We start from the raw sequence: 12593 nt of genomic DNA, 5'->3' as shown, positions 1-12593 counted from the left end.
CAGTACGCGCCGAACCCGATAAGCTGGGTTGATCCGCTCGGGCTGGCATGCAGTCAGACGCGGCGCGCTAGTCTGAGAGAAGTTCGGCGACAGCTTGGCATTCCAATGTCTCAGCAACCAACAAGTCAGAAAATGGTTCCATTAACTGACTCAAGCGGTGCTTGGATCCTCGGCAACGACAAGCACCCGATCATGACCAGAGAGTTGACCTATCAGTTGAATGGGAAGAATGTGATTATTCAAGACCACTCGGCAGGGCACTACTACAATGAAGGAGGTGTTGGCGACCAGCCGTCGCACCATAATGTACGCCCCGAAGACAATACTCGGACGGGCAAAGTCGATGGTATGGACGATCATTACCATTTCAATTGCCGGAATAAGAAATGAAGACAACTGCGAGGTTAATGAATCCCAAAGCCATGATTTCCATATATGGTGAGTTTCCGTCACTTAGTGGATCTGAACTTTCTGACGTCCATGTCAAGCGCGATGAGCCGCGGCTATCGGTCAAGCTTATAACTGAAGAGAAGCCAAAATCTTGCCCTGACCGATGGCCCAAGAACTATGACGTGGTTCATATTAAGCTATCATTTGTCGGCTTGAGCTGCTTGTCCTTCAGCCACTGGGGGCATGAGAACATCATCGACAAGTTCGAATGGGAGGATATGGAAGAATCAGTATCTGTGCGGTTTGTATGCAAAAATCAAACTACGTTGGCATTCTCATGTGATTGGATTCGCATCGAGAGCATTACTTACGGGCATGTTGGCAGTCCGTGAAAGACATACGAAGGGGCCGCAAGCTGACGCCGCGCCCTCGAATCAGTAACGTATCGAACCCGGTAGGCCCTGTGGAATTGAGTCACGGCAATCAGCCTGCCCCCGACCAACGGGCTATCAGAACCACAATGTTATCCATGATCGATGGACGGCATATCCGATACATTAGTGGGGCGACAAAATGATTTGCCACAAGGTGTGGATAGGATGAAATTGTTGAAGCAAGGATTAACAGGTCGCTGAAATACCTCCAGCGGACGTCAGCGTGACAACTGGCTGAAGCGTTGATTTGAGGACCCCATCCAACCCCACATTCATGCGCGGCGGAGACACCTTCACCGAAAGTTTGTTCACCATGCGGCGTCTGGATGATTTCGTGCCGAAGTCGCACCCGCTGCGCTCGATCCGAACCATGGCCAACCAGGCGCTGGTGAAGATGGACCGGTTGTTCGCGCAGATGTACGAGGCCGACATCAAGGGTGGCCGGCCTAGCATCGCGCCGGAGAAGTTGCTGCGCGCCATGCTGCTGCAGGTGCTCTACAGCATCCGCTCCGAACGTCAATTGATGGAGCAGACGCAGTACAACCTGCTGTTTCGCTGGTTCATCGGGCTATAGATGGACGCCCCAGTTTGCGTGCCAACGGTCTTCACCAAGAACCGCGAACGGCTGACTAAGCATGATGCTGTGATCGAGTTCTTCAACGAGGTGCTGGCTATCGCGCAGAAGAAGAACTGGCTGTCGGGGGAGCACTTCAGCGTCGACGGCACGCTGATTCAGGCGTGGGCAGGCCACAAGAGCTTTGTGCGCAAGGACGGCGGTGACAAGGACAATAACGACGGCGGTAACTTCAAGGGTCGCAAGCGCAGCAACGACACGCACGAGTCCAAGACCGATCCCGATGCCAGGCTGTACCGCAAGGGCAAGACTGCGAGTGAACTGCGCTACATGGGCTATACCCTGAGCGACAACCGCCACGGCCTGGTGGTGAGCGCCATGGTGACCAATGCGGACGGACACGCCGAGCGCGAGGCCCGCGAAGGTCATGCATCAACGATGCCAGGCAGGTGACTGAAGATCTGAATGTGGAAGTCACCGTGGGCGCGGATAAAGGCTACGACGCGCAGGAGTTCATTCAAGCCTGCCTGGAGATGAAGGTGACGCCGCATGTGGCGCAAAACACCTCGGGTCGGCGCTCGGCGGTTCCTGATGCCATTGCCCGCAGCGAGGGATATGCCATCTCGCAGCAAAAGCGCAAGCTGATCGAGCAAGGCTTCGGCTGGGTCAAGACGGTCGGGCGCATGCGCCAGGTGATGGTGCGCGGACTGAAGCGAGGCGACCAGATGTTCGTGCTGAGCATGGCCGCCTACACCTCGTGCGCATGCGTTCGCTGGGAAAAATCCGTCCGCAGTTGCAGTAAGCGGGCCAAGAATGCCGGAAACGGGCGCCCAACAGCCGAAAAAAACGATTCAGGGGCGCATAGCTTCCGGATTGTGAAATCAAGCAGTGCTTACCTGCACAGGCGGAAAGCATTCCGTTTGTGCGGCAGTACTTCAGCAGCCTGCTAGTCTGCTATTACCTTGAGCGTAGCGCCGACAGCGGGTCACTGCTGGCGTTGGCCTATTGCGGGCTTCTTCCTGAACCTGTTTAACCTGGTTCCGCTTTCACCCTTCGATGGCGGGGGGCGGGCTGTGGCAATGACAGCACCAGCCCGTTACTGTTACGGTCACTGCGGCGGCGCGCAAGCCACCGAGGTAAAATCGCCCCGGCCGCACAATCCGGCGAGGCGCCGGGTGCCCTGCGATCTGTAGCCAGACTCCAGCAATTCCCAGTCAACCGCGCCAGCTAGAGGCATTGGTTTGCGAGGGGAAGCAAACCGCCAGCAGGCCAGTTTTCTCAGCGATCAGAGGGCACTAGCTCCTGACCAGCAACACCGGGCAGTGCGCATGGGCAAGCACTCGCCTGGCGACCGAGCCGATGATGGCATCCAGGAAGCCGCCGCGGCCGTGCGAGCCCATCACGATCAGGCTGGCGCCGATGCTGCCCGCGTACTCGACGATGCGGGCCGGTGCGAAGCCGACGAAGCCGTGGCACTCGCAAGCGATACCGGCCTCGCCCAGGATGCTCGCCACGGACTGCATCGCCTTGTCGTTCTGTTCGCGATGCCAGGCATCCAGGGTGGACCGGTCGATGAAGGTCTTGATGTCGCCAGCCACATCCGGTTCGCAGTGCACCACGTGCACCACGAAATCGCGGCTGAACAGGGGATTCTGTACCAGGTAGCGGGCGGCCGCGTCGCTATAGGCCGACCCGTCGGTCGCAAGCAGGATCTTGTTCATGGAATCGCTCCTTATGTGCGCCGGTTCCCTGCCCTGCGCTCGCGCGGGGCGCAGTGGCCGCCCAGTTCGTCCCCGGCGTGCGCAAGCGTGCGCCTGGCCCTGGCCCGGCTGACCAGGACGGACACGAACAACGTCATGGCGACGGCGCCGAGAGACCAGTGCACCGGCACATGGAACCACGGCTCGGCCAGCATCTTGGCGCCGATAAAGGCCAGCACGATGGCCAGGCCGTACTTCAGATAATGGAAATGCTGCGCCAGGTTGGCCAGCAGGAAATACAGCGCCCGCAGCCCCATGATGGCGAAGATGTTCGAGGTGAAGACGATGAACGGGTCGGTGGTGACGGCGAAGATGGCCGGAATGCTGTCGACGGCAAACACCAGGTCGGTCGCCTCGACCAGCAGCACCACCAGGAACATCGGTGTCGCATGGCGCAGGCCGTCGACGCGCACGAAGAAGTGCTCGCCGTGATAGTCCGCGGTGATCCGCATATGCGCACACAGGAAGCGAACGATGGGATTGCGCGAGAGATCGGGGGCACGCCTGGAGACGAACAGCATCTTGATGCCGGTGAACAGCAGGAACACGCCGAACACGTAGAGGATCCACGAGAATTCGCTGATCAGCCACACGCCGAGCAGGATCATGACGGCGCGCATCACGATCGCGCCGACTACGCCGAACAGCAGCACCCTGCGCTGCAACTCCGGCGGCACCGCGAAATAGCCGAAGATCATCGCGAACACGAACATATTGTCGACCGACAGCGACAGCTCGATCAGGTAGCCGGTATAGAACTCCAGCACCTTGCGGTCTGCGGTCTCGCGTCCGGCGCTTCCGGCCAGCAGCCACCACAGGGCGATGCCGAAGAGCACCGCCAGCGTCGACCAGGCCAGGGTCCAGCCCAGCGCCTCGCGCGTTGAAACGCGGTGCGCGTGCCGGCCGCCAAGGACGAACACGTCCACCACCAGCGTCCCCAGCACCAGGACCAGGAAGCCGGCCCACATCGGGGCGGTGGCAAAGGTATCCATGCCGCTAGGGTCCTGCTCCGTCGGCAGCTGTCATGGCAAGTTCCTCGCGGCGCGGGGCACTAGGCCCGCCTCGCATCCCGGTGCGTCGTGCGCCGCGCATCCGGTTCGCCGCAGTAATGGAGGATCTCGGCGCGGGCGGTGTTGCGCAGGCGCATGGCGGCGGGCCAGTCTGCGCCGTCCGGCCAGAGCGGGCTGCCGATGACCACGCCGATTGGCCCGCGGCGCGGCAGCCACTGGCCGTCGCGCAGCACCGAGCGGGTGCCGCGGATGGCGACCGGCACCACAGGCGCGCCGGCCCGCGCGGCCGCCAGGAAAGCGCCCGAGCGGAAGGCCTGCAGCCCCGGCGCACGGCCGAAGGTGCCTTCGGGGAAGAACAGCGCCGAATGCCCGGCGCGCACCGCGGCCACCACGCGCTCCACATCCTCGTGCTCGCGCACGTTATCGAAGCGGTCGATGAAGTCCGCGCCGATGCTGGCCAGGTAGGTGCCGGGAATGCGCTGGCGCTGCAGCTCGCGCTTGGCGACCATGCATACCGGCGTGGGCAGCGCGGCCACCAGCACGATGCCGTCCAGGTAGCTGGCGTGGTTCGAGACCAGGATGCAGGGCCGGTTGCGCGGCAGGTGCTCAAGCCCTTGCACGAACCAGGGCACCGCGCCCAGCCTGAGAAACAGCCGGGCGGCGTGGTGGCTGAGCGTCCAGCCCAGTGCCGGCCGGTGCAGCGCAACCGATGCCAGCCAGGTCGCCGGCGCCAGCGTTGCGAACAGGAGCCAGGTGTAGAGCGCGTAGGACAGGCTCGCGGCGGTCTGCCGGCCGCGCCGCAGTTCCGGCCGCAGCGCGCGCCAGCCAAAGCGCGCGATCTGCAGCCAGGGCGCTTCCACGCCGCGGCCGGGGCGTCCGTGCTCGAAGCGCTCGCGGCAGGCGGCGCGCCGGATCTTGCCGCTCGATGTCTTCAGGATGCTGTGCGGCGGCACCAGCGCGATATGGTCGGGCGGCATGCCCAGCACGTCGAGGGCGGTCTTCAGCGCCTGCCGGTGCAGCGCGCGGCGCGCCTGCACATCCTTCTCTGCGGTTTCCGCCATCACCACGATGCGTTCCGTGCCGCTATCCGGATCGGGACTGCCGAACACGGCCACGCAGCCCTTGCGTATGCCGGGGATGGCGCCGACCGCCTGCTCCAGTTCATAGGGATAGATATTGCGGCCGCCGCGAACGATGGTTTCCTTGGCGCGCCCGGTGATATAGACCTCATCGGCGGCGATATAGGCATAGTCGCCGGTGTTCAGCCAGCCGCGGTCGAACAGCTGGCGGGTCTGCACGGGATTGCGGAAATAGCCGCTGGTGGCTGAAGGGCCGCGGAACTGCAGCAGACCTTCATGCCGCTCGCCCAGTTCGCGTCCTGTGGCGTCGACGATGCGGACTTCGTGGCCGGACAGCGGCCGGCCGCAGGACGGGAATTCCAGTGTCTCGCGCTCGCCAGTGGGCCCGTGTTCGCCCGCGGGCACGGCCACGGCAGTACGCGTGAATTTGTCGCGGTCGATGCGGTCGGCCGCCAGCCCTCGGCCAAGCGGCGGAAAGGTCAGGCCCAGCGAGGCCTCCGCCAGCCCGTACACCGGCGCGGCAGCCTGCGGGCGCAGGCCGTAGCGGGCAAAGCGCTCCATGAAGACGCGCATGGTCTGCAGGCTCACCGGCTCCGCGCCATTGAAGACGAAGCGCCAGCTGGACAGGTCCAGCCCGGCCAGGTCGGCATTGGCGAGCTTGCGCAGGCACAGTTCGAAGGCGAAGTTGGGCCCGCCCGAGAGCGTGCCGCGGTACTTGTGGATCGCCCAGAGCCAGCGCTCGGGCCGCGCCAGGAAGGCAAGCGGCGACATCACCACCAGCGGGTAGGCGTAGTACAGGCTGCCCAGCCAGGCGCCGATCAGGCCCATGTCGTGATAGAGCGGCAGCCAGCTGACAAAGACGTCCTGCGAGCCGACGGCCAGTGTCTTGCCCATGGCGCGCAGGTTGGCCAGCAGGTTGGCATGGCTGAGCACGACCCCCTTGGGCGAGCCGGTGCTGCCTGAGGTGTATTGCAGCAGGGCGATGTCGTGCGCGCGCAGCATCGGATGGACCGGGGCGCCGCCGCCGTCCGCCAGCTCCTGCGGCGTGAGCACGCTATGCAGCGTTCCCGTGCTGGCCTTGAGCAGGGCCGCCAGCGGCCGCGCCTGTGCCACCGTGATCAGGACCGGCGCCTGCGCGTTGGCCAGGATGCCGGCGTGGCGCTGCAGGTGGTCGCCGATCTGCGCCAGCCGCGCCGGCGGGTAGAGCGGCACCGGAATCCCGCCCGCCAGCAGCACGCCGCAGAAGCTGTAGAAGTATTCGGGGCTGGTGGGCAGCATGATGGCCACGGCCGTGCCCGCGCTCACGCCGCGGGACACCAGCCCGGCCGCGATGGCCGCAGCGCCGCGGTGCAGCTGGGCAAAGCTGATCTGCGTGTCTGCGCTGTCGCCGTCCTGCAGGATGATGTGGGTGCGCTCCGGGTGGCTGCGCAAGTGCCAGCGCAGCACGTCCGGCAAGGTGGCGGCACTGTCGGGCGCCTGTGCCGCCGGGGCAGGGCGGGCCTGGCGCAGGTGCGTGCCGCTCGCTCCGGGCGGCAGGTCCTGGGCGGCGAGCAAGGCGCGCAGCAGCGCGCGCGGGGTGTCGGCCTGGGCCAGCACCTGCTCCGGCAGGCTGACGCCGAAGCGGTGTTCAAGGCGGGTCAGCAGCTCGGCGCGTGTGAGGCTGTCGAAGCCCAGGTCGCCTTCGAGCGTGCTGTCCAGCGCGACCGTCACTTCGGACTCTGCCGGCGGGCGCATGGCCGAAGACATCTCCCGCACGATGCCGAGCAGGGCATCTTCGTAGTTCTGCCTCGGGGGAGAATCCGCTTTCATGCGCGTACGGCCTCTGTCCACGCGACACCGCGGCCGCCGCCGAGTGCTGGCTGGCACGGCGGCCCTTGTCGATGACGCCTGGACTGACACCCTAAAGATAGGCTGCGTGCGGAAATTGTCGAGGCAGGTGCCGAACCGGGCACAGGCGGGCAAGCCCCGACTGCACGCCGATCCGGCAGCATCGTGCACATGACAATGAAATCCGCGCCCGCGTACGGGTTGCCTCTCTATGCTGGAAGGTAGAGCGCGGACGCGCATTCCCGAGGATGGCAAAGCCATGAACGCTGACGCAGCCCTGGCAGGCCGGATCCTGGAGGTTGCCCTGATGCTGGGCGAGCGCAGCGGCTGGGATGCCCTGCACCTGCATGACGTTGCCGACGACATGGGCATCGGCCTGGACCAGATCCATCGGCATTACCGGCAGAAGGACGACCTGGCCGAGGCCTGGTTCGAGCGGGCCGACCTTGCGCTCGTGCGCGCTTCCTCGCGTGAAGGCTGGGCCGCCCTGTCCCACCGCGAGCGCCTGGAGCAGGCCATCCTCGCCTGGCTCGAGGCGCTGGCCCCGCACCGGCAGCTCACCGCCCAGATGCTGCGCTACAAGCTGCAGCCGGAGCACGTGCATCTGCAGGTGCAGGGCCTGCTGCATATCAGCCGCACCGTGCAATGGCTGCGGGAATCGGCGCGCCTGCCCGAATCCGGCTGGCGCCGCGAATTGGGCGAGGTCGTGCTGACCGGAATCTTCCTTTCCACCTTTGGCTGTTGGCTACGCGACCGTTCTCCGGATTCCGGCCACACGCAAGCGTGGCTCGAACGGCAACTGCGCTGCGCCGAGCGCCTGGCCTGGCGCCGCCCTGGCGACAAGGGAGCCCGGTCCGGATGGACACGATCACCCATGCCTTGATGGGGGCGCAGGCCGCGCTCGCCATCCCTGTCGCCGAGGTTCCCGGCCGGCGACTCAGCACGCGCGAACGCCTGCTGCTTGGCGCTGCGGCCGGTGCCTTTCCGGATATCGATTTCCTGGGTTTTTTGGTCCATCCGCTGCGTTTCCTGGCGCAGTGGCACCAGGGGCCGACCCATTCGCTGCTGCTGCTCCCCGCCTGGGGCGCGCTGCTTGCCGGCCTGTTCTGCCTGGCGGCGCACCGGCGCGAGGCCTGGAGGGAAGCGTTCGCCGTCAGTTGCCTCGGCGTGGCCAGCCACATCGCGCTGGACCTGGTCACGGTCTATGGCACCCGCATCTTCTATCCCGGCTCCGAACGGCGCTTCAGCCTTGGCACCAGCTTCCTGATCGATCCGCTGTTGAGCGGCATTGTCGTGTCCGGACTGGTCCTGGCACTGTTGCTGGCGCTGCAGTGGCGCGGTCGGGCGGCACTGGCGGGCATGGCGCTGCTGTGTGCCTATGTCGGCGTCCAGGCTGTGCTCAGGCAACGGGCGCTGGAACTGGGCAACGAATCCTTGCGCACTGCCGGTATCCAGGCGCAGCGCGTGGATGCGCTGCCCCAGCCGTTCTCTCCGTTCAACTGGAAACTGATTGCCCGCGCGGAGACGGACTACCGCGTCGCCCACGTCAACCTGGCCGGGCATCGGGCCTGGGTGCCGCAATGGCAGGTGCTGGGGCGCCTGCCGGCCATGGCGAGGGCCTACGAACCGCCCGGGCGCATGGTCTGGACCGAGCGGCCGCAGCTGCTGGAGGCGCCGGCTGAGCAGGCGCTGGCTGAGCAGGCGCTGGCATGGCAGCTCTGGGTGCGGCCGGACTTTGCCGATTTCAGGCAGTTCGCGGTCTATCCGGCCTTGTCCGCCATCACGGCGATGCGGGCATCGCCATCCGTGCCGCCGGGCGCAGCGGTCGCCTGCGTCTGGTTCACCGACCTGCGCTACGACCTGCCCGCGCTGGAAGACATCTTCCGCTATGGCTATTGCCGCGACAGTGCGCAGGCACCGTGGCGGCTGTACCGGCTTGCCTATTTCAGCCAGGACCAGCGACAGCGCCTGGACTAGGGCAGCGAGGCGCTTGGCCACGCATCGATTTGCCTGTTCCGCGATAGACCTTTAAGGTGTCGGCTTTGGCCGGCGCATACCGGGATTCCGGGGCCCGGCCGGCCCGGAGCCCGCCACATGACCACACCCCAGCCCGACGACCGCACCCGCCGCATCATGCTGTGGGTGGTGGCGGTCGGCTTCTTCATGCAGACGCTGGACTCGACCATCGTCAACACCGCGCTGCCGTCGATGGCGCACAGCCTGGGCGAGAGTCCGCTGCGGATGCAGTCGGTGGTGATTGCCTACTCGCTGACCATGGCGGTGATCATCCCGGCATCGGGCTGGCTGGCTGACCGCTTCGGCACCCGCACCATCTTCCAGACCGCCATCGGGCTGTTCGTGGTGGGTTCGCTGTTGTGCGCCTACGCGCCTACGCTGAACTTCCTGATCGGCGCGCGCGTGGTGCAGGGCGTGGGGGGGGCCATGCTGCTGCCGGTGGGGCGGCTCTCGGTGCTGCGCACCTTCCCGCGCGAGCAGTACCTGCAGGCGCTCAGCTTCGTCGCCATCCCCGGCATGATCGGCCCGCTGATCGGGCCGACGCTGGGCGGCTGGCTGACGCAGGTGCTGTCGTGGCACTGGATCTTCCTGATCAACGTGCCGGTCGGGCTGCTGGGCGCACTGGCCACGGTGCGCTATATGCCCAACGCGCGGCTGACCGGCATCGGGCCCTTTGACATCGCCGGCTACCTGCTGCTGGCCATCGCCATGCTGTCGCTGTCGTTCTCGCTCGACGGGCTGGCCGGGCTGGGCTTCCAGCATGCCACCGTGCTGATGCTGCTGATCGCCAGCATGGCCGCGCTGACCGCCTACGGGCTGCACGCCAACCGGCGCAAGCAGCCGCTGTTCCCGCTGCGGCTGTTCCGCATCCACAGCTTCAGCGTGGGGCTGCTGGGCAACCTGTTCGCACGGATCGGCAATGGCTCGATGCCGTTCCTGATCCCGCTGACGCTGCAGATCAGCCTGGGCTATTCGCCGTTCGATGCGGGCCTGATGATGTTGCCCGTCACCGCCGCCGGCATGGCCTCCAAGCGCCTGGCCACGCGCCTGATCCAGCGCCACGGCTACCGCCGCGTGCTGGTGGCCAATACCTTCGTGGTGGGGCTGGTGATGGCAGCCTTTGCGCTGATCACGCCGCAGTTGCCGCTGTGGCTGCTGATCCCGCTGCTGGCGCTGTTCGGCATGGTCAATTCGATCCAGTTCACGGCCATGAACACGGTCACGCTGAAGGACCTGAGCGGGGCCGGCGCCAGCAGCGGCAACAGCATGTTGTCGATGGTGCAGATGCTGTCGATGAGCCTGGCGGTGACCGCGGCGGGCGCCTTGCTGGCGACCTTCCAGCACCGCTTCGGCGGCGATTCCACGGCGGTGCTGCCGGCGTTTCATGCCACCTTTGTCTGCATGGGGCTGATCACGTGCGCGTCGGCCTGGATCTTCATGCAGCTGGGGGTGCGCGAAGCCGCGCCGGCGATACCGGTGCAGCATGGCGAGAAGGAGGTGTGAACGCCTGCGCCCGGGCGCCTGCGTGACACATGGGGCGCTTTGCGGGGGCGGCCGCGAACTTACCCGCACTTCGCGGCTCCTATCCACATGAGCCGGCAGCGCCCGGTGCAAGGAGGCGCCCATGCAGCCGACAGGCAAGCCCGAGACCGAACCCGCCATTCCGCAGTCGTCCGGCGCCACTGCCGGCGGCAGCACGGTGCCGCGCACGGCCCCGGCCACCCCTGACGGCGCCGGCGCGGTGCCGGGGCCATCGGCGGCGCCCGGCAAGGTCCATGCGGCGGCGCAGCCGGCGCTGGTCACGGACCGGGACTGCCCGCCGCCGCACACGCTGCCCGGCTGCGCTTGCGCCGACATGCTGTCGCCCGCGGCGCGCTACTGCGAGCTGTTCGTCGACGTCCAGCACAGCGGCCTGTTTGCCGACAGCAAGACCTTCCCTGACTGCATTCCCAACTGCGACCCGGACCTGATCGTGGCACGCTACCGCGAAACGCGCGACACGCCGGGTTTCTGTCTGGCGGATTTCGTGCAGGCGCATTTCACCCGCGCCACCGTGCCGGAGAGCCACTACGTGTCAGACCCGGCCAGCACCCTGCGCGAGCATATCGACGGCCTGTGGCCGGTGCTGACGCGCGAGCCCGTGGCCCATCCGCCGTTGTCGTCGCTGTTGCCGCTGCCGCACCGCTACGTGGTGCCGGGCGGGCGCTTCGGCGAGCTGTATTACTGGGACTCCTACTTCACCATGGAGGGGCTGGCCGGCAGCGGGCGCGGCGACCTGATGGTGGAAATGGCGCGGAACTTCGCCTACCTGATCGACACCTATGGCCTGGTGCCGAACGGCACGCGCAACTACTACCTGAGCCGCTCGCAGCCGCCGGTGTTTGCGCTGATGGTGGACCTGCTCGAGCGCGAGCAGTTGGCCAGCGCCATCGACTTCCTGCCGCAGCTGCGCCGGGAATACGCCTTCTGGATGGACGGTGCCGACTGCGTGCAGCCGGGCCACGCGCACCGACGGGTGGTGTGCCTGCCCGACGGCGCGGTGCTGAACCGCTACTGGGACGACCGCCCGTGGCCGCGCGAAGAAGCCTTCCTGGAAGACATGGAGACCGCAATGCGCAGCGGCCGGCCGCATCACCTGGTGTTCCGCGACCTGCGCGCCGCGGCGGAATCGGGCTGGGACTTCAGCTCGCGCTGGCTCGATTCGCCATCCACGCCCACCGGCCAGCCCGCGGACCTTGCCACCATCCGGACCACGGCGATGCTGCCGGTCGACCTCAACGCATTGCTCTGGCACCTGGAAACGCGCCTCGCCGTGCTGTGCGAGCAGGCGGGCGATGCCGCGGCGGAGGCTTACCGCGTGGCGGCGCAGCGGCGCGAGGCAGCCATCCTGCAATACATGTGGAACGACACCGCGGGCGCCTTTGTCGACTACGACTGGTGCCGCGGCGCGCCGCGGCTGTGCCTGACCGCGGCAATGGTGATGCCGCTCTATCTCGGTCTTGCGCTGCCGTCGCAGGCGCAAGCCGTGGCGCAGGCGGTGAAGGACCGGCTGCTGGTTGACGGCGGGCTGGCCACCACGGAATGTGCTTCGGGCCAGCAATGGGACCATCCCAATGGCTGGGCGCCACTGCAATGGCTGGCCGTGCGCGGGCTGGCACGCTATGGCCATGACGACCTGGCGCGTGAGATTGCGCAGCGCTGGCTGGCGACCGTGGCCAGTCTCTACACCCATGAATGCAAGCTGGTGGAGAAATACCGCATCCGGCATATCGAAGGGCCGGCCCGGGGAGGGGGCGGGGGCGAGTATCCGTTGCAGGATGGCTTTGGCTGGACCAACGCGATTGCCGGCGCGTTGATGGCTCTATACGGAGAGGTGCCGGCAAGATGCCGGGCGGATGATTTGGCGAGCTGAGGTGGGCACACTGCGCTTGCATCGCGTTGGGGGGATTTGGGGATTTGCTCAATGCGGTCGGGGTGTCGCTCTTGACTGGGCTGTTTCGCCG

General features: G+C 66.2%; 9 protein-coding genes and 2 pseudogenes. 8 read left to right on the top strand and 3 right to left on the bottom strand.

Going from position 1 to position 12593, the window contains the following annotated elements; all coding sequences use genetic code 11:
• Positions 1-105 precede the first annotated feature (105 nt).
• The 4 genes and pseudogenes from AC3WRI_RS00795 to AC3WRI_RS00780 all read left to right on the top strand — a co-directional run.
• A complete protein-coding gene (locus AC3WRI_RS00795) occupies positions 106-390 on the top strand; it encodes an HNH/endonuclease VII fold putative polymorphic toxin (RefSeq protein ID WP_492292331.1) in 285 nt (94 codons plus the stop codon).
• A complete protein-coding gene (locus AC3WRI_RS00790; protein WP_136227881.1) occupies positions 387-782 on the top strand; it encodes an immunity 50 family protein in 396 nt (131 codons plus the stop codon). The genes AC3WRI_RS00795 and AC3WRI_RS00790 overlap by 4 nt, the downstream gene beginning before the upstream one ends.
• Before the next feature lie 316 nt (positions 783-1098).
• Positions 1099-2200: pseudogene (locus tag AC3WRI_RS00785) on the top strand (IS5 family transposase).
• Positions 2201-2344: 144 nt separating this feature from the next.
• Positions 2345-2489: pseudogene (locus AC3WRI_RS00780) on the top strand (site-2 protease family protein); the annotation flags it as partial.
• A gap of 204 nt (positions 2490-2693) precedes the next feature.
• Here the strand turns inward: AC3WRI_RS00780 and AC3WRI_RS00775 are convergent.
• The 3 genes from AC3WRI_RS00775 to AC3WRI_RS00765 are packed head-to-tail and all read right to left on the bottom strand — an operon-like array spanning position 2694 to position 7056.
• The gene (locus tag AC3WRI_RS00775) at positions 2694-3119 is read right to left on the bottom strand and encodes a universal stress protein (protein WP_010811034.1); all 426 of its coding nucleotides are present in this window, start codon (positions 3117-3119) and stop codon (positions 2694-2696) included.
• A gap of 11 nt (positions 3120-3130) precedes the next feature.
• On the bottom strand, positions 3131-4150 hold the full coding sequence (locus tag AC3WRI_RS00770; RefSeq protein WP_011617644.1) for a TerC family protein: 1020 nt from the start codon (positions 4148-4150) through the stop codon (positions 3131-3133).
• Between the two features lie 59 nt (positions 4151-4209).
• Positions 4210-7056, bottom strand: coding sequence for an AMP-binding protein (locus tag AC3WRI_RS00765; RefSeq protein WP_492292329.1), 2847 nt, complete (start codon positions 7054-7056; stop codon positions 4210-4212).
• Positions 7057-7333: 277 nt separating this feature from the next.
• Here AC3WRI_RS00765 and AC3WRI_RS00760 point away from each other — a divergent pair, with 277 nt between their 5' ends.
• The 4 genes from AC3WRI_RS00760 to treF all read left to right on the top strand — a co-directional run bounded on the left by AC3WRI_RS00760 (position 7334) and on the right by treF (position 12502).
• The gene (locus AC3WRI_RS00760; protein ID WP_010811037.1) at positions 7334-7957 is read left to right on the top strand and encodes a hypothetical protein; all 624 of its coding nucleotides are present in this window, start codon (positions 7334-7336) and stop codon (positions 7955-7957) included.
• Positions 7933-9051, top strand: a complete 1119-nt coding sequence (locus AC3WRI_RS00755) for a metal-dependent hydrolase (RefSeq protein WP_011617642.1) — start codon at positions 7933-7935, stop codon at positions 9049-9051. The genes AC3WRI_RS00760 and AC3WRI_RS00755 overlap by 25 nt, the downstream gene beginning before the upstream one ends.
• A 117-nt stretch (positions 9052-9168) precedes the next feature.
• Entirely contained in the window at positions 9169-10593 is a 1425-nt protein-coding gene (gene mdtD / locus AC3WRI_RS00750) for a multidrug transporter subunit MdtD (RefSeq protein WP_492292328.1), read from the top strand.
• Positions 10594-10714: 121 nt separating this feature from the next.
• Positions 10715-12502 carry an alpha,alpha-trehalase TreF gene (gene treF / locus AC3WRI_RS00745; protein WP_492292327.1) on the top strand — a complete coding sequence of 596 codons (1788 nt, stop codon included), beginning with the start codon at positions 10715-10717 and terminating at the stop codon, positions 12500-12502.
• Positions 12503-12593 lie beyond the last annotated feature (91 nt).

The organism is Cupriavidus sp. FW305-27 (assembly GCF_058787995.1).
This window is presented reverse-complemented; position numbering and strand designations above follow the sequence as displayed.

Coding starts and splice junctions, on each gene's coding strand:
- AC3WRI_RS00795 (WP_492292331.1), top strand. CDS start 106: ATGTCTCAGCAACCAACAAGTCAGAAAATGGTTCCATTAACTGACTCA.
- AC3WRI_RS00790 (WP_136227881.1), top strand. CDS start 387: ATGAAGACAACTGCGAGGTTAATGAATCCCAAAGCCATGATTTCCATA.
- AC3WRI_RS00775 (WP_010811034.1), bottom strand. CDS start 3,119: ATGAACAAGATCCTGCTTGCGACCGACGGGTCGGCCTATAGCGACGCG.
- AC3WRI_RS00770 (WP_011617644.1), bottom strand. CDS start 4,150: ATGGATACCTTTGCCACCGCCCCGATGTGGGCCGGCTTCCTGGTCCTG.
- AC3WRI_RS00765 (WP_492292329.1), bottom strand. CDS start 7,056: ATGAAAGCGGATTCTCCCCCGAGGCAGAACTACGAAGATGCCCTGCTC.
- AC3WRI_RS00760 (WP_010811037.1), top strand. CDS start 7,334: ATGAACGCTGACGCAGCCCTGGCAGGCCGGATCCTGGAGGTTGCCCTG.
- AC3WRI_RS00755 (WP_011617642.1), top strand. CDS start 7,933: ATGGACACGATCACCCATGCCTTGATGGGGGCGCAGGCCGCGCTCGCC.
- mdtD (WP_492292328.1), top strand. CDS start 9,169: ATGACCACACCCCAGCCCGACGACCGCACCCGCCGCATCATGCTGTGG.
- treF (WP_492292327.1), top strand. CDS start 10,715: ATGCAGCCGACAGGCAAGCCCGAGACCGAACCCGCCATTCCGCAGTCG.